15 protein-coding genes are annotated in these 15988 nt (G+C 61.7%); 10 read left to right on the top strand and 5 right to left on the bottom strand.

The features are described 5' to 3' along the window. Positions 1–3 precede the first annotated feature (3 nt). Positions 4–216: a glycine zipper 2TM domain-containing protein gene (locus B0G62_RS32650; protein WP_103703870.1), complete on the top strand. Its 213-nt coding sequence runs from the start codon at positions 4–6 to the stop codon at positions 214–216. Positions 217–325: 109 nt separating this feature from the next. Here the strand turns inward: B0G62_RS32650 and B0G62_RS09125 are convergent, their stop codons facing one another. The 4 genes from B0G62_RS09125 to B0G62_RS09110 form a co-directional block, all read right to left on the bottom strand. Continuing rightward, positions 326–1045: a Crp/Fnr family transcriptional regulator gene (locus B0G62_RS09125; RefSeq protein ID WP_103703869.1), complete on the bottom strand. Its 720-nt coding sequence runs from the start codon at positions 1043–1045 to the stop codon at positions 326–328. A gap of 291 nt (positions 1046–1336) precedes the next feature. Then, positions 1337–1615: a hypothetical protein gene (locus tag B0G62_RS31130; RefSeq protein WP_146055230.1), complete on the bottom strand. Its 279-nt coding sequence runs from the start codon at positions 1613–1615 to the stop codon at positions 1337–1339. 131 nt (positions 1616–1746) lie between these two features. Next, positions 1747–2241 carry a Spy/CpxP family protein refolding chaperone gene (locus B0G62_RS09115; protein ID WP_244193166.1) on the bottom strand — a complete coding sequence of 165 codons (495 nt, stop codon included), beginning with the start codon at positions 2239–2241 and terminating at the stop codon, positions 1747–1749. A 657-nt stretch (positions 2242–2898) separates the two neighbouring features. Next, positions 2899–3927 carry a LysR family transcriptional regulator gene (locus B0G62_RS09110; RefSeq protein WP_103703866.1) on the bottom strand — a complete coding sequence of 343 codons (1029 nt, stop codon included), beginning with the start codon at positions 3925–3927 and terminating at the stop codon, positions 2899–2901. 347 nt (positions 3928–4274) lie between these two features. Between B0G62_RS09110 and B0G62_RS09105 the strand changes: the two genes are divergently transcribed. From B0G62_RS09105 to B0G62_RS09075, 7 genes are all read left to right on the top strand, one after another. Further along, the gene (locus tag B0G62_RS09105; RefSeq protein WP_103703865.1) at positions 4275–5198 is read left to right on the top strand and encodes a VOC family protein; all 924 of its coding nucleotides are present in this window, start codon (positions 4275–4277) and stop codon (positions 5196–5198) included. Between the two features lie 67 nt (positions 5199–5265). Further along, positions 5266–6120: a 2-hydroxy-6-oxo-6-phenylhexa-2,4-dienoate hydrolase gene (gene bphD, locus B0G62_RS09100; protein ID WP_103703864.1), complete on the top strand. Its 855-nt coding sequence runs from the start codon at positions 5266–5268 to the stop codon at positions 6118–6120. A gap of 149 nt (positions 6121–6269) precedes the next feature. Next, the gene (locus B0G62_RS09095) at positions 6270–7826 is read left to right on the top strand and encodes a bifunctional 3-(3-hydroxy-phenyl)propionate/3-hydroxycinnamic acid hydroxylase (RefSeq protein ID WP_103703863.1); all 1557 of its coding nucleotides are present in this window, start codon (positions 6270–6272) and stop codon (positions 7824–7826) included. Between the two features lie 80 nt (positions 7827–7906). Next, positions 7907–8710 (top strand): 2-keto-4-pentenoate hydratase, encoded by an 804-nt coding sequence (mhpD, locus tag B0G62_RS09090; protein WP_103703862.1) that lies wholly within the window; start codon positions 7907–7909, stop codon positions 8708–8710. Positions 8711–8724: 14 nt separating this feature from the next. Beyond that, complete coding sequence (locus B0G62_RS09085) at positions 8725–9675, top strand: acetaldehyde dehydrogenase (acetylating) (protein ID WP_103703861.1); 951 nt, start codon at positions 8725–8727, stop codon at positions 9673–9675. Positions 9676–9686: 11 nt separating this feature from the next. Further along, positions 9687–10709, top strand: coding sequence for a 4-hydroxy-2-oxovalerate aldolase (gene dmpG, locus B0G62_RS09080; RefSeq protein ID WP_103703860.1), 1023 nt, complete (start codon positions 9687–9689; stop codon positions 10707–10709). 195 nt (positions 10710–10904) lie between these two features. After that, complete coding sequence (locus B0G62_RS09075; RefSeq protein ID WP_103703859.1) at positions 10905–11996, top strand: porin; 1092 nt, start codon at positions 10905–10907, stop codon at positions 11994–11996. 249 nt (positions 11997–12245) lie between these two features. Here the strand turns inward: B0G62_RS09075 and B0G62_RS09070 are convergent, their stop codons facing one another. Further along, positions 12246–12719, bottom strand: coding sequence for an Lrp/AsnC family transcriptional regulator (locus tag B0G62_RS09070; protein ID WP_103703858.1), 474 nt, complete (start codon positions 12717–12719; stop codon positions 12246–12248). 284 nt (positions 12720–13003) lie between these two features. On the opposite strand from B0G62_RS09070, the gene B0G62_RS09065 reads away from it, so the two are divergent. Both B0G62_RS09065 and B0G62_RS09060 read left to right on the top strand, forming a co-directional pair. Next, positions 13004–14428 (top strand): amino acid permease, encoded by a 1425-nt coding sequence (locus B0G62_RS09065; protein WP_103703857.1) that lies wholly within the window; start codon positions 13004–13006, stop codon positions 14426–14428. 104 nt (positions 14429–14532) lie between these two features. Next, positions 14533–15729 (top strand): amino acid aminotransferase, encoded by a 1197-nt coding sequence (locus B0G62_RS09060; protein WP_103703856.1) that lies wholly within the window; start codon positions 14533–14535, stop codon positions 15727–15729. The last annotated feature ends 259 nt before the right edge of the window (positions 15730–15988 follow it).

Here is a 15988-nt window from a genome sequence, read left to right as displayed (position 1 = left end):
ACGATGAAACGCATTCGAACAGTGATCGACATGTTCGTGCTGGCTGTCGCGCTTGCCGCGACCGGTTGCGGTGATATGTCCCATAGAGGCACAGATACCGTAGTCGGAGCGGGCGTCGGCGCAGTAGGGGGCGCAGTCCTGACTGGCGGCTCGGCGCTGGGTACGGTGGGAGGTGCTGCCGTCGGCGGTGTGGTTGGCAACCAGGTGGGCAAATAGAACGCTGGAGGAGGACCGGGCGCGGCAAGAGAAGGGCGGGACGCCTCGACGGTACAGCCAGGCACAGACGCGTTTTACATCTCTTGGTGGGGGCTTCGGGACGCGTCGTTTATAGCGCTTTGAGGTCGGGCAGCAGTCGGTCGAATTCCCGCCGTACTACGGCGTAGCACTCGCATACGCGCTTTTCGAGTCCGGGGCGATCCAGCACTTCGATGTGACCATGGCTGTAGCGAATCAGTCCCGCATCCTGCAGTTTCAACGCCGCTTCGGTGACCCCGGATCGGCGCACCCCCAGCATGTTGGCAATCAGTTCCTGCGTCATCTTCAGTTCGTTCGACGGCAGGCGGTCGATGCTAAGCAGCAGCCAGCGGCATAACTGCTGGTCGATCGAATGGTGACGGTTGCAAACGGCCGTTTGAGCCATCTGTGTGATCAATGCCTGGGTATAGCGCAGCAATAGCCGCTGGACCGGGCCGGCCCGGTGAAACTCCTCTTTCAGAATCCTTGCATCGAGCCGGTATGCCGCGCCCGCACTTTGCACGATTGCGCGGTTGGGCATGGTCTCTCCGCCCATGAAGAGTGCGATACCGATGAGCCCTTCGTTGCCCACAATCGCAATCTCGGCGGAGGAGCCATCTTCCATCACGTAGAGCAGTGAGACGATCGACGTAGTGGGGAAATAGACATGATCGAGCCGGTCGCCGGATTCATAGACCACCTGCCCCAAGGGCATATCGAGGCGAACCAGGTGAGGTGAAAGACGCGCCCACTCGGCGTCCGGCAAAACGGAAAGCAGATGGTTGTCTTTCGGCTGATGCCCGTTCGCCATGTGCCGCTCCTCAAAGTCCTGCCTGAATACTGCGCGCTGTGGTCATTGCAGCGATACCGGATGTCAAGCCGGTTCGTCGCCTTGAATTATAGTTCCCGCTCCGATAGCGCACACTATGGCATGTTTTAACAAATGGCCGAAAACGTCGTCTGTGCCTGTCTCGGAGCCGGTCAACGCAACAATGACCGGCGGGCGGGTGTGGTTCGTACCCACATCGAAGCCCGCCACTGTCACCGGTACTGGCACTTATGTCGCAACCGCGCGGTTTGCCCCGGTTACGTGCCTTTCCTGCTAGCGAAGCTGAATCGGCAGGAACAGGCTGATGCCTGGCGACTCATCAGGCGCATAGACAACGGGCGGAGGAGAGTAGACGTAGTCCTGACGGCCGTAGCCGTCGCCATAGCGCCGGGCATCGTGCTGATAGTGTTGATCCCGGTGAGCGGCCTGATGTCCCTGCTCGTGGTGATTCCCGCCATTGGTCGTGTGCTGTTCCTCGTGACGATTGTTATTGGCGCCCTGTGCGGGCGCAACGAACACGCCGCTAACGGCTAACGCAATAGCCGATGCCATCGCGATCCTGCTCTTTATCGAACCCTTGCACGCGGTTCGTCTTTCCGTGCTTCTCATCATGTTCTCCTGTCTGCGGCCCGAACCGACGTACTACGCTGCTTCGAGCCGCGCCCAATGCGGGTGGCCCGTGATCAGCCCTTCTTCGCGGGATGGTGGTGATCGGTCCGGAAGATCAGATCGGCGTTCTTTTTCTGCTCGTCGGACATGCTGTCGTACAGCGTCTGGAAGACGGGCGTGAGCTTTCTGATGCCTTCCGCGTGCGCGTCGGCGGCTTGACCGTAGGACTTGAGATCGTCCACGGCGTTCATGCTGCTCATTTGGCTCATGCGGGTCTCTCTAAGCGCGCGCATCGTGTCCGTGTTGTCGCGCATGACCTGCGCGACTTTTTGCCAGAGCGCTTCCTGCGCCCCGTTGATCTGAAGCCTGTTGTGAAGGCTGTTGATGCGTGCGTCAATCGAGTCGTGGGCCGCCACGGTCATCACATGTGCTGGCGCCGGATTCTGCGCGGGTGCCGCAGCGCCTGCGGGGCTGGCGAATGCCGTTATCGCGAGAAAGAATCCTGCTGCGCCTGCAGGTAAGCGTCCCTGCGCAAAGAGGGGGGTGTTGAATTTCATGGTGTTCTCCAAGGTGAGCTCGTGGGCGCCCGCCAGCGCGTTTCTGTCGCTATGGGCGAGCTTTGATCGAACTGCTCATGTATGGGCTCATTCCTGAGCGGCGTCTGTCCGGTGCCGGACGCTGGGCGAGTTTGCTCTCGCTACACCGGTAGCGTGCCGCACGGATTCCACTGCCGCGAGGTGGCGTGACCGGCTCGATGAAACCTGACTGAGGACAGGCGCGGATCGCCAGTTCGTCGCGCGTTACGCTGCCAGGGCGCTGAGTCCTGTCATGCATCGTTCCCGTTACGTGCTAAACGCGCGTTCGGAACCGTTTTGTTGCCGGCGATGGTGGGACATCATCGATGAGCAGAACCATCAAAGCTAACGCGGGTGGTCCAGGTCGTCGTGACTTACCAAAGATATTCGGTATCCTGAGTAATAAAGAATGGCTCCCGCCTCCCTTAGCAACGATATCGATCAGAACATCGTCTGGAAGCCGACCCGCGCAAGCACCTGGTTCGGCCCGCTCGACATTCCGTCCGGACCGACCATGCCGTTGATCTGAGCCTGCGCGCCGCCCCCCAGTTGCGTACGCGGGTGCTGATTAGGCGGCGGGCGAAGTCATACGTGGACTTTCAAAGAAACGATGCGCAGGCAACTATTACGGCGCTCTGCGCTTGACTTGTCCTAACCCAGGGATTCCGATGTACCGTTATTCGGTGCCGCCGATGTCGCGTTTCCCGGCGCTGATGCGCCTTTCGTCCATGCAGCGGTGAGTTCGCGGACGCTTTCGCGAACCTGCTGGCGGAACCAGCATTGCGACGCATCGCGATCGCTCGCCTTGGTCCAGGCCATGATGATCTTCAGCGGCGGGAAGGCCACTGGCGGCTCGAAAATCCGGATCGGCAGCATGTCCTGGAACGGTCGCGCGAGCGATAGCGGTATTGCCGCAATGCAACCGGTCGCGGCCACCATGTACGGTATCGTCGTGAATTCCGGTATCAGAAACTGATCGTTCTGTGCGAGGCCGGTTCCCGCCAGCGTATCGCGTTCGATGCTCGCATTCACGCGAGACCCGAGATTGAAACTGATATGCGTATGCTGCAAGTACGCGTCCCGGCCCAGCCCGGCGCGCGACGGCGCATGCCGTGTCGATTCGATGCCGACCATCTGGTCGGTGAACAGAGACTCGTACTGGTGATCGGAATCCTCGTTAAATAGATTGAGGCCGGACCAGTCGGATGCCCGTTCCGGGGCGATCACCATGTCGATCATGCCCTGGCGCATGTCTTCGCCCGAGTTCTGGTCGCCATGGACGAACTGCACGCTGGCCTTCGGCGCGCCAGCATTGAGACGCTCATGCAAAGGCGGTATCAGCAGGAAACTCAACCAGTCAGCCGAGGCGATACGGAAGCGCCCGGTAATCTCGCCGGGATCGAATTCGAGCGTCCCGAGCAGCGATTCGCCCGCCATCTGGAATTGCTCCAGCTGCGGCAGCAGCGCCTTCGCCTTCTCCGTCAAAAGCAGCTCGCGACCGTTGAATACCAGCAGTTCGTTGTCGAACACTTCGCGCAGACGCTTCAGGCTTCCGCTGACCGTGGACTGGGTCAGATGCAGTTCCTTCGCGGCTATCGTCACGTTTCGATGCTTCAGCAACGTGTAGAGGATCGGTAGCAGATTGAGATTGACGTTGCGAAGTTGATTCGATTTGCTCATGACTGGATTCGTCGCCGTTTGACTAGCCCGGGCCGGCACGCTTCGCCCTGGGACCGAAAATCGTCCACCGGGCCGTGTCTTTGCGCAATCGGGGATTGCCCGCCGTCGCTACCTTGGCGTTTTTACCTAAGCGGCTTTGCCAATACCTCCTATGGAAAACGGCGGTTTCCTTTCGCGCGGCCCGCGTCACTATACTTCGTGCCACATCAAACACACCGTTGACCGGACGCCATTCACGTCGCGCCAGGTCATCGTCCCCGGCCTGCCACGGCCCCGAGCGGGACATGCTGACGCTGGCCATCGGCTAATCCGCGGCCTTTATATCGCAGTACGAACAAGGAGAAGTCATGCATAGCGTCTCGACGCTCGGATATATGGTCCTCGGGGTCAGCGACCTCGCGGCGTGGGAAGGGTTTGCCGTCAACGTGCTGGGTCTGCAGGCCGGAAAGCGCGTGGCCGGCGAGTCGCTCGGCCTGCGCATGGACGACTACGAACAGCGCATTCTGCTGCTCAAAAGCGACATCGACGACTTCCTCGCCGCAGGCTGGGAGTTCGAGACGGATGCGCAACTCGACGCCTATATCGCCCAGATCCGCGCCCGAGGCGTCGAAGTCGCCGAGGCTGACCAGGCGGTCGCCGACCAGCGCCGCGTCACGCGTCTCTTTGTCTGCGAGGACGCGGACGGCATCCGCCATGAGTTCTATAGCACCGCGTATCGGGCGAATACCCGCGATGCGTTCCGCTCGTCAGTGCTGCGCGGTGGCTTCAGCACCGGGCGCTTCGGCGCGGGCCACTTCGTCACCGTGCCGAAGCATAGCGCGAGTGCGAAAGCGTTCTGCGAGGACATACTCGGCCTGAAGCTTAGCGACAGCATCGGGGGCGACGCGGCGCCGGGCATGACGATCGATGTGACGTTCTTCCACGCGCGTGCTGGCCGCCACCATTCACTCGCGATCGCCGAAGTCCCGTTCCCGGTCTCGAAGCGTATCCACCACATGATGATCGAGTGCTCCGATGCCAACGATGTCGGTCTTGCCTACGACCGCTGCAAGGCGTCTGGTGTGCCGATCCTGATGGAGTTGGGTCACCACCCTAACGACGGAATGTTTTCGTTCTACCTGATCTCGCCCTCGGGTTTCGCGATCGAATTCGGCTCGGGCGGCATCGTCGTGGACGACGACACGTGGGAAGTCAAACGTTACACCGAACTCAGCGACTGGGGCCACAAGCTCAATCCGCCGCCGGGCGCACCCGCGCCGAAGGCGCATTGAACCCGTCGCATCACGCGCGCATTCCATCTGAAGCAACCGCAACACCGCAAGCCATCGGAGCTAAAAAATGTCCTTGACCGAAGCCAGTACCAGCAAGTTCGTGACGATCGACGAACCGGGACTCGAAAATTTCACCATTCACTTCAACGACGCGGGCAGTGGTCCTGCAGTCGCCATGTTGCACGGTGGCGGCCCCGGCGCGAGCGGCTGGAGCAACTACTACCGTAACCTCGATGCGCTGGTGAACGCGGGTTTTCGCGTGCTGCTGATCGACAGTCCCGGCTTCAACAAGTCGGGTGAGATCGTCAGTGACGTGCCTCGCAATCTGCTCAACGCGCGCGCGACCAAGGGCGTGCTGGATGCGCTCGGTATCGGAAAGGCTCATCTGGTTGGCAACTCGATGGGCGGCGCCTCGGCTTTGAGCTTTGCGCTGGAGTTCCCCGATCGCCTGGATCGCATGGTGTTGATGGGACCGGGCGCACAAGGTCCAAGCATCATTCAGCCGCAGCCTGGAGAAGGTATCAAGCGCATGTTCAAGCTGTACATGCAGCCCAATTACGAGAATTTCGAGGCCATGCTCGAGGTGTTCGTCTACGATCCGCAAGCGATTACCGAGGAACTGCGCAAGGGACGCTGGAGCAACATCGAGTCGAACCTGAATCACCTGAAGAACTTCGTCGAAAGTTCGAAGCGTTGTCCCGTCACCAACTGGGATTTGTCGAGCCGCTTCCCGGAGATCGCCCACAAGACCCTGGTGACATGGGGCCGCGACGACCGTTTCGTACCGCTCGATCATGGCCTGCGCATGATCAACACCTTGCAGGATGCGCGGCTCCACATCCTGCCGAAATGTGGTCACTGGGCCCAATGGGAACACGCCGAAGAATTCAACCGGCTCGTTCTCGACTTCCTGAAAGGCTAAACGCGACGGCGACGGCGCGCAGACGCCTCAAGCCATCGCCGGTACGAGCAGACGTGAGTACGGAGACATCCGGGTTATTAACTACGCAGTACGAATTAAATAGCTCGTTGTTGCATTGAAGCGGCAAATTTTCTAGTGGAGTTTTACCCATGACGGAGCATCTCAACTACGACGCCGACATTGCCATCGTCGGCTATGGCCCGAGCGGCGTGATCGCTGCCCTTACTCTGGCGAAATATGGCATCTCCACCGTCGTATTCGAACGCTACCGCGACATTTACCCCCGTGCCCGCGCTGTTACCGTCAACGACTGGACCATGCGCATTTTCCAGAGCCTGGGCGTCGACGAACCGGTTCTGAAATGCATCGATCCGCAGCGCGCGCTGCGCTGGATGCGCTATGACGGCACCGAGATCATGCGCATCGAGCATCCTCCTTCGACGCTCGGCATCAAGCCGCGCTTTTTCAACATCTATCAGCCCACGATGGAGGCGACGTTGCGCGAATGCGCAAGCCGCCACGCACAGATCGACGTGCGCTATGGCCTGGAGGTGGTGGCGCTGGACCAGGACGAAGCGGGTGTCACGGTGACGGCGAAGGATGCGGACACGGACGCCCGGACTTCCACGCGCGTGCGCTATGCGATCGGTTGCGACGGCGGGAGCAGCGCGACGCGCGGAGCACTCGGTGTGAAGCTGCTCGGCGATACGCTGGAAGTGTTGTGGATCGTGGTCGACTGCCGTGTGAAGCGCTGGTGGCCGGATCGCAATCTGCTGACCTTCTGGTCGGACAAGGAGCGGCCGGTGGTGGATATTGCGCTCTCGGGCGGCAATCATCGCTGGGAACTCCCGCTCAAGCCCGGTGAGACCGAGGCGGACTTCGCGACGAACGACAAGGTGTGGCCATTGCTCAAGGCGCTCGGCGTAAGCGAAGACGACGTCGAAATTCATCAGCACGCTTTCTATCGCCACCATACCCGCATGGCGCAAACATGGCGCGTCGGACGCGTCTTCCTTGCCGGCGATGCAGCGCATCTGATGCCGCCCTGGGCCGGCGCCGGCATGCAGACCGGTATGCGTGACGCGTTCGATCTCGGCTGGAAGCTCGCGGGCGTGATTAATGGGACCTTGCCCGAGCCGTTCCTCGATACCTACGAAACGGAGCGTCGCCCCAACGCGGAGTTCTACACGCAACTCGCCGTTCAGCTTGGCCGCGTCATCAAGCAGGAACTGACGGATGAAGAGCAGGCGGCTCTCAACGCGCCGCCCGCGGAGGATGCACCGGAGGCGCCGCTGATTGCACCGCCGGTGCTCGCCGCCGGATGGCTGCGCGGCCCGCTCGCCAGGGACAGTATCGTTGGCCGCATGGTGCCGCAACCCGTCGTCGGAGACACGCGCGGGCGGATGGCCCGTCTGGATGAATTGCTCGGTGACGGCTTCGTGCTGCTCGGCGATGACGTTGACCCCGCAACGTTGCTCACCGCCAGCGAGAAGGACGAGTGGGACCGGCTCGGCGCCCGGTACATCGCTGTGCGCCAGCAGGACCAGCGTACCCGGGGAGCCGACGAATTGATCGACCTCGACGGCGTATTGCGTCCCTGGCTGCGCAAATACGGTGCGCGTGCGGTCGCGTTGCGTCCCGATCGTTTCGTGGCCGCAGCCGATGTGAGCGGTCTTGCCGTGCCGGTTTGCACCGCTGCTGCGTAGGCGGTGACTGGCGGTAACGGAATACGACGTGCGGGGCGGCCGTGGCGCCGACCCGCATCGATCGAAGAAGGAGTTTACCGATGCTTGATAACACTATGGTGCACACGCTTGCTACGCGCTTGCGTGACGCCGAAGTCTCGTGCCGGACCATCATGCCGGTGCGCACGGGCGGCACGCCGGGCGGTATCGCCGTTGATGACATCGCCACGGCCTACGCGGTGCAGCAGGCCAACGTGGAACGGCGCGTGGCGAGTGGCGAGCGCATCGTTGGGCGAAAGATTGGCCTCACGTCGCTCGCGGTGCAGAAGCAACTGGGCGTCGAACAGCCCGATTTTGGCGCGCTGTTCGCCTCGATGGCCTATGGCGACAGCGAGCCGATTCCGCTTTCGCAACTGATCCAGCCGAAGGTGGAAGCCGAAATCGCGCTCGTTCTGGAGCGCGACCTGACGCAGGAGAAGCACACGTTCGTCGACATCCTGAACGCGACCGCGTATGCACTGGCGGCGATCGAAGTGGTCGATAGCCGCATCCAGAACTGGGATATCCGCTTCGTCGATACGGTGGCGGACAACGCATCGAGCGCGCGTTTCGTCGTGGGCAGCCGTCCTGTGCCGCTCTCGCAGATCGATTTGAGTGCCTGCGCAATGGAGCTTTCGCGCGACGCGGAGGTACTTTCGCGCGGCAACGGCGCGGCTTGCCTCGGCAATCCGCTCAACGCCGCCGCATGGCTGGCCGATCGCATGGCGCAGCTCGGCACGCCGCTGCGCGCGGGCGACGTGGTGCTCACGGGCGCGCTCGGGCCAATGGTCGCCGTGAAGGAACCCGGTACGTACACCGCGCAGATCGAAGGCCTTGGCAGCGTTCGCGCGACATTCACCGCCTGATACAGGAATTCACTATGGCTTCGGAAAAACTCAAGGCCGCGATCATTGGCTCAGGCAATATCGGCACGGATCTGATGATCAAGATCATGCGCAACAGCCGGCATCTGGAAATGGCGGCGATGGTCGGCATCGACCCGAACTCCGATGGCCTTGCGCGTGCCGCGCGCCTGGGCGCCGCGATCACGCATGAAGGCGTGGAGGGGCTCACGCGCCTGCCCGTGTTCGACGAGATCGCTTTCGTGTTCGACGCTACGTCCGCGGGCGCGCACGTGAAAAACGACGCGCTACTGCGCAAGCTCAAGCCGTCGATTCGCGTGATCGACCTCACGCCTGCTGCGATCGGCCCGTACTGCGTGCCGGTCGTGAACATCGACGCGCAGATCGAAGCGCTCAACGTCAACATGGTGACGTGCGGCGGCCAGGCCACGATTCCCGTGGTCGCGGCGGTCTCGCGCGTGGCGAAGGTGCATTACGCGGAAATCGTCGCGTCGATCAGCAGCAAGTCGGCGGGACCTGGCACGCGCGCCAACATCGACGAATTCACCGAGACGACTTCGAAGGCCATCGAAGCCGTGGGCGGCGCGGCGAAGGGCAAGGCGATCATCGTGCTGAACCCGGCCGAGCCGCCGGTGATGATGCGCGACACCGTCTATACGCTTTCCGACCTTGCAGACCGCGAAAAGATCGAAGCGTCGATCGAAGAGACGGTCGCAAAGGTCAATGCTTACGTACCGGGCTATCGCCTGAAGCAGAAGGTGCAGTTCGACGAGATTCCCGCGAGCGCGCCGCTCAACATTCCGGGTCTTGGCAACTTCAGCGGCCTGAAAACGTCGGTGTTCCTCGAAGTGGAGGGCGCCGCGCACTATTTGCCCGCGTACGCGGGCAATCTCGACATCATGACTTCCGCCGCGCTCGCCACCGCCGAGCGCATGGCGCAGGCGCTGCCTGGCGTGCAAAGAACTTAAGGGACAGGGCGATGAGCAAGAAACTCTATATCTCCGACGTGACGCTGCGCGATGGCAGTCACGCGATCCGCCACCAGTACTCGATCCAGAACGTGCAGGACATCGCTCGTGCGCTGGACCGCGCGAAGGTGGACAGCATCGAAGTCGCCCATGGCGACGGCCTGCAAGGTTCGAGCTTCAATTACGGCTTCGGCGCGCACAGCGACCTCGAATGGATCGAAGCCGTGGCCGACGTGGTCGAGCACGCACAGATCGCCACGCTGCTGCTGCCCGGCATCGGCACGATTCACGACCTGAAGGCGGCGTACAACGCGGGTGCGCGCATCGTGCGCGTCGCCACGCACTGCACGGAAGCCGACATCTCGAAGCAGCACATCGAATACGCACGCGAACTCGGCATGGACACGGTGGGCTTTCTGATGATGAGCCACATGACCACGCCGGAAAACCTCGCCGTCGAAGCGAAGAAGATGGAAAGCTACGGCGCGACCTGCATCTACGTGGTCGACTCGGGCGGCGCGCTGACGATGAACGACGTGCGCGATCGTTTCCGCGCGGTGAAGGCCGTGCTCAAGCCGGAAACGCAAACCGGCATGCACGCGCACCACAACCTGTCGCTGGGCGTGGCCAATTCGATCGTGGCCGTGGAAGAGGGCTGCGATCGTATCGACGCGTCGCTCGCGGGCATGGGGGCCGGTGCGGGCAACGCGCCGCTGGAAGTGTTCATCGCGGCGGCGGAGCGCATGGGCTGGAATCACGGCACCGATCTGTACACGCTGATGGACGCGGCCGATGACATCGTGCGCCCGCTCCAGGACCGCCCGGTGCGGGTGGATCGCGAGACGCTCGCACTCGGCTACGCGGGCGTGTATTCGAGCTTCCTGCGCCACTCGGAGGTGGCCGCGAAGAAGTACGGCCTGAAGACCGTGGACATTCTCGTCGAACTGGGCAGGCGCCGCATGGTGGGCGGCCAGGAAGACATGATTGTCGATGTCGCGCTTGACCTTGCCAGACAGGTCAACGGCAGCCATTAGCGAGCAACGGAATCCCCGCGACGTGCGCACCGTTGCAGTCTGTCGGATTAAAGACGGCTCGCACGTCTTGGGGTGAGGACGGTCAAATCATGGCCTGAAGGAAGGAGGGGCGCCGTGTTGGACTGGATGCGCGATCGGTCGCTAAGGCGATAATGCGCGGTTTTAAAAAATAAAAACGCAGTTTGGAGACGGAATATGAAAAAGCTTTGCGCGATACCATTATTCGTATTACTAACGATAGATCATGCTTTTGCCCAGAGCAATGTGACGATGTATGGGATGATCGACGCCGGGATATCGTATATATCCAATGAGGGTGGACATTCCGTAACCAAATTCGATGATGGGATCTTCGCCCCCAACCTTTTCGGTATTCAAGGCGCCGAAGACTTGGGAGGAGGAACCCGGGCAATCTTCAAGCTCGAAAATCAGTTTTATCTCGGTACGGGGACGACCGTGCAACCGGGAATTTTTGGGCGCAATGCGTACGTCGGACTCGACGATCCCAGATTTGGCAAGTTGACGCTGGGGAACGTCTACGAGTTTATGTTTACTTCACTGACCGAGCACAACAACACGCCTGGCCAGTTTTCCGGTGGTCTATATAGTTTTGCCGCAGGTCCGTTTCAGAACCTGGGCATTCCGCAAAACCCGACGGGCTCGTTCGGGTGGGCCCGCACGAATGGCATTCCCATCGGTAATGCAGTCAAATACCAGTCGCCGCAAATCGCCGGGTTTTCCTTTGGTGCGCTTTATTCGTTCGGCGGCGTTGCCGGGTCGTTCGGATCGAATTCGGGCGTGAGTGTAGGCCTGAACTACGATCGCGGTCCACTAGGTTTTGGCGCCGCCTATACCGAGCAGAAATATCCTGGCTCGCTCGGTAACGCTCCGCAGGTGGCCATTCGAAACTGGGGTGTCGGTGCTCACTACGCCGTGGGGCCCACGCTGACGTCGGCAAGCCTTGTCACGGTTCGTAACGAGCTGACGGGCGCCTATGCGTACTCCGGCCAACTCGCCACTAACTGGCAAATCACGCCTGCCGTTTCGCTCGGCTTGAGTTACATGTATATGAAAGGCAATGAGGTGCTGAATGACAACCATGCGAACCAGTTGAATGCGATTCTGGGCTACTCGCTCTCCAAACGCACGATGGTCTATGCAGAAGGGGTCTATCAGCGGGCCAATTCCGGCGCGCAAGCGGACATCGATGGCATCCTGAATCCCTCCGGTTCGTCGAGCAGCGCCTCGCAGGCCATCGCTCGTGTCGGGTTGCGCACCTCTTTCTGATCGGCGGATTGTCGCGATCTGCGTTGGGGCCGTGGACGACGCGTCAAAACGCCGGCGATAAACAAAACCCGCGCACGGATCTTGATCCGGCGCGGGTTTTTTTGTGGCTATTGGATTCCCCGTTGTGGCTCCATTTTCAGCCATCTCAGGGCGTCAAAATGCAATCATCCCTCATCTGGGCGACTCAAATGAGATAAAATTGCGAATCCGCACTGGACTTATCCCCAGCGAGCCGGCTTCACGCTCCGCTCACGCCTCCAACGGCATCGCGCTCGTCCCCTTGAGTTCATCGAGGCACACAATCGAATGCACGCTGCTGACGCCGGGCGCCCGCATGAGCGTGTCGAGCAGGAATTCGGAGAGCGCCTTGAGATCGCGCGCCACCACCTTCAGTACGTAGTCGATATCGCCGGTCACGGAATAGCACTCCTGCACTTGCGGCAGCGTTGCGATGAGCTCCTTGAACTTCACGAGTTCGCGCATGTGCCCGCGCTCCATCGTCACCTGAATGAACGCGACCACGCCGAAGCCGAGTGCCTGCGCGTCGAGTCGCGTCTCATAGCGCTTGATGACGCCCAGTTCTTCGAGCCGTCGGTGGCGCCGCAATGTCTGCGCGGGCGAGAGCTTGACAGCCGCGGCCAGTTCGAGATTGGAGGCGCGTCCGTGCTCCTGCAGGGCGGCGAGAAGCCGCAGGTCGATGGGGTCGAGGGCGAGTGTCTGCACTTTTCTTGCTCGGGATGAGTTCAATGCGAAATGAAATTGTACCAATCAGGGTTTGCCTGCGTATCAGATGAAATCATATTTTTCCTCACCGCCTATACACTGGGCGCACCTGACAAGGCGGTTAGCCACCTGTGGCGGCCTTGGGAGCGCGCCAGCGCAGAAGGTTGCGCGCGCAATATTATTTCGCGTGGCCGCACAGGGAACGGCGCGGTGTACGGCGCAGTGTACGTATCAGCCAGCCGGTTCCTTGCCGACGCATCGATAAAGAAGAGACAGGAAGAGACATGGTTTCCACTACACCAGGCAAGCCTTCGGGCCGTCGCGGCGACGAGAATGGTCATCTCAAGCGCGGCCTCAAGAATCGACATATCCAGCTGATCGCGCTCGGGGGCGCGATCGGCACCGGACTGTTCCTCGGCATCGCACAGACCATCCAGACCGCTGGGCCTTCCGTGCTGCTCGGCTATGCGATCGCGGGCATCGTGGCGTTCTTCATCATGCGGCAACTCGGCGAGATGGTCGTCGACGAGCCCGTCGCCGGTTCGTTCAGCTATTTCGCCGATAAGTACTTCGGCCCGTTCGCAGGCTTTCTCTCCGGCTGGAACTACTGGGTGCTCTACGTGCTCGTGAGCATGGCGGAGCTGTCGGCGGTCGGCATCTACATGCACTACTGGTGGCCGGGGCTGCCGACGTGGGTGTCGGCGCTCGGCTTTTTCGTCGTCATCAACGGCATCAACCTGGCGAGCGTGAAGTCCTACGGCGAGCTCGAATTCTGGTTCGCGATCATCAAGGTGCTGGCGATCGTCGGCATGATCGCTTTCGGCGGCTGGCTGCTGTTTTCGGGCAACGCGGGACCACAGGCCGGGATTTCGAATCTCTGGGCGCATGGCGGCTTTTTCCCGCACGGCGTCTCGGGTCTCGTGATGTCGATGGCGGTCGTGATGTTCTCGTTCGGCGGGCTGGAGCTGGTCGGCATCACCGCCGCCGAAGCGGACGATCCCTCGCATACCATTCCGCGCGCGACCAATCAGGTGATCTACCGCATCCTGATTTTCTACGTCGGCGCCCTGGGCGTGCTGCTTTCGCTCTATCCGTGGGAAAAGGTCGTGACGGGCGGCAGCCCCTTCGTGCTGATCTTCCATGCGATGAACAGCAACTTCGTGGCGCACGTGCTCAATGTGGTCGTGCTCACGGCCGCACTGTCGGTCTACAACAGCGGCGTGTACTGCAACAGCCGTATGCTCTACGGTCTGGCGCAGCAGGGCAACGCACCGAAGGCGCTGCTCAAGGTGAACCGCCGCGGCATTCCGCTGACGGCGCTCGCCGTGACGGCGGTGGCGACGGCGGCCTGCGTGGTCATCAACTACTTCATGCCGGGCAAGGCTTTCGAGCTGCTGATGGGGCTCGTGGTATCGGCGCTCATCATCAACTGGGCGATGATCAGCCTGATTCACCTGAAGTTCCGTCGCGAGAAGGCGCGTGCCGGCGAGACGACGGCGTTTCGCAGCTTTGGCTATCCGTTCACGAATTACCTGTGTCTCGCGTTCCTCGCGGGTATTCTCGTGGTGATGTATCTGATTCCGGATCTGCGCCTGTCCGTCTGGCTGATTCCCGTGTGGCTGGCGGTGCTCGGTGGCGCGTATCGGTTCTGGCGTCGTGGTGCGGCGCCCGCTCTGCACGGCGGCATGCAGACGCGCCAGGGGCAGTAAGTCGCCCGTGGGGGAAGGGCGTTCATGCGAGCGCCCCATGAACCCGCATCAGGCGCTTATCATCCGTATTCCAGCAACTTTCCCGTAACCGACAAGTTAAGGCCATGTTCGAACATATCGATGCCTATCCCGGCGACCCGATCCTCTCGCTCAACGAGAACTTCCAGAAAGATCCGCGGCAGAACAAGGTCAATCTGAGCATTGGCATCTATTTTGACGACGAAGGCCGCCTGCCGGTCATGCAGGCCGTCCACGAAGCGGAAGCGGCGCTGCTGAACGAGCCGGGCGCGAAGCCCTATCTGCCGATGGCCGGTTTCGCGCAGTACCGCGACGCGGTGCAGACGCTGGTGTTCGGCGCCGAATGTCCGTCGCGGGCGGCCGGGCGCGTGGCCACGGTGCAGACGCTCGGCGGCTCGGGCGCGCTCAAGGTGGGCGCGGACTTCATCAAGCGCTATTTCCCGCAAAGTCAGGTGTGGGTGAGCGACCCGACGTGGGAAAACCATCGCTTCATTTTCGAGCGCGCGGGTTTCCAGGTGAACACCTACCCGTACTACGACGAGGCGACAGGCGGCCTGAAGTTCGACGCGATGCTCGCGGCCATCGACGCGCTCCCGGCGAAGAGCGTCGTGCTGCTGCACGCGTGCTGCCATAACCCGACCGGCGTCGATCTGGACGACGCCCAATGGGTGCAACTGATCGACGTGCTGCAAAAGCGCGATCTGCTGCCGTTCGTCGATATGGCGTATCAGGGCTTCGGCGCGGGTCTCGATGCCGATGCGTTCGCGGTGCGCGAACTGGGCCGTCGCGGTATCCCGGCGCTGGTGGCGAATTCGTTCTCGAAGAACTTCTCGCTGTACGGCGAGCGTTGCGGCGGTCTGCACGTGATCTGCGAAGACGCGGCGGCAGCCGATCGTGTGCTGGGCCAACTGACGGGTTCGGTGCGCTCGAACTACAGCAATCCGCCGACGCATGGCGCGAAGATCGTCACGCGCGTGCTGACGACGCCGGCGCTGCGCCAATCGTGGGAAACCGAGCTGGCGGCCATGTGCGAGCGTATCGCGCGTATGCGTGTGGCGATTCACGACGGCCTGAAGGCGCATGTGAGCGGCGAGGCGCTGTCGCGCTACGTGAAGCAGCGCGGCATGTTCACGTACACGGGTTTGAGCGCGGAGCAGGTCGATCGCCTCAAGGAGGAGTTCGGCGTGTACATCCTGCGTTCGGGCCGCATGTGCGTGGCGGGCCTCAACGAAAAGAACGTGAGCATCGTGGTCGATGCCGTGGGCAAGGTGCTGAAGGACTAAGCCCCCTGTGAGTTGCCGAAGCGGCGCCCGATCATCCGGGCGCCGCTTCAGAATCGCATTCCCGTGCCGATTCCACATACCCCCGCCGCGCCGCCGCCACTGCCGCCCGCCGCGCCGCAAAACACGCTGCAGCCACTCAGGCTGGCGCAAAGCAGCACGCAAACCACAGCAAAACGCCACTGCGGCATCATCCGCACCATCCGGGCGATCCGCGAGGAAGCGCGATGCCCAGCCCAAAGCGCCCGCCGCGTGATCGGTA

Source organism: Paraburkholderia eburnea (assembly GCF_002917095.1).
Taxonomy (GTDB): domain Bacteria; phylum Pseudomonadota; class Gammaproteobacteria; order Burkholderiales; family Burkholderiaceae; genus Paraburkholderia; species Paraburkholderia eburnea.
Note: the sequence above shows the minus strand (reverse complement) of the source record. Positions and strands in the feature narration are given on the sequence as shown.

Bases quoted from the DNA above. Each gene is read 5' to 3' on its own strand.
- B0G62_RS32650 (WP_103703870.1), top strand. From the start codon at position 4: ATGAAACGCATTCGAACAGTGATCGACATGTTCGTGCTGGCTGTCGCG.
- B0G62_RS09125 (WP_103703869.1), bottom strand. From the start codon at position 1,045: ATGGCGAACGGGCATCAGCCGAAAGACAACCATCTGCTTTCCGTTTTG.
- B0G62_RS31130 (WP_146055230.1), bottom strand. From the start codon at position 1,615: ATGGCATCGGCTATTGCGTTAGCCGTTAGCGGCGTGTTCGTTGCGCCC.
- B0G62_RS09110 (WP_103703866.1), bottom strand. From the start codon at position 3,927: ATGAGCAAATCGAATCAACTTCGCAACGTCAATCTCAATCTGCTACCG.
- B0G62_RS09105 (WP_103703865.1), top strand. From the start codon at position 4,275: ATGCATAGCGTCTCGACGCTCGGATATATGGTCCTCGGGGTCAGCGAC.
- bphD (WP_103703864.1), top strand. From the start codon at position 5,266: ATGTCCTTGACCGAAGCCAGTACCAGCAAGTTCGTGACGATCGACGAA.
- B0G62_RS09095 (WP_103703863.1), top strand. From the start codon at position 6,270: ATGACGGAGCATCTCAACTACGACGCCGACATTGCCATCGTCGGCTAT.
- mhpD (WP_103703862.1), top strand. From the start codon at position 7,907: ATGCTTGATAACACTATGGTGCACACGCTTGCTACGCGCTTGCGTGAC.
- B0G62_RS09085 (WP_103703861.1), top strand. From the start codon at position 8,725: ATGGCTTCGGAAAAACTCAAGGCCGCGATCATTGGCTCAGGCAATATC.
- dmpG (WP_103703860.1), top strand. From the start codon at position 9,687: ATGAGCAAGAAACTCTATATCTCCGACGTGACGCTGCGCGATGGCAGT.
- B0G62_RS09075 (WP_103703859.1), top strand. From the start codon at position 10,905: ATGAAAAAGCTTTGCGCGATACCATTATTCGTATTACTAACGATAGAT.
- B0G62_RS09065 (WP_103703857.1), top strand. From the start codon at position 13,004: ATGGTTTCCACTACACCAGGCAAGCCTTCGGGCCGTCGCGGCGACGAG.
- B0G62_RS09060 (WP_103703856.1), top strand. From the start codon at position 14,533: ATGTTCGAACATATCGATGCCTATCCCGGCGACCCGATCCTCTCGCTC.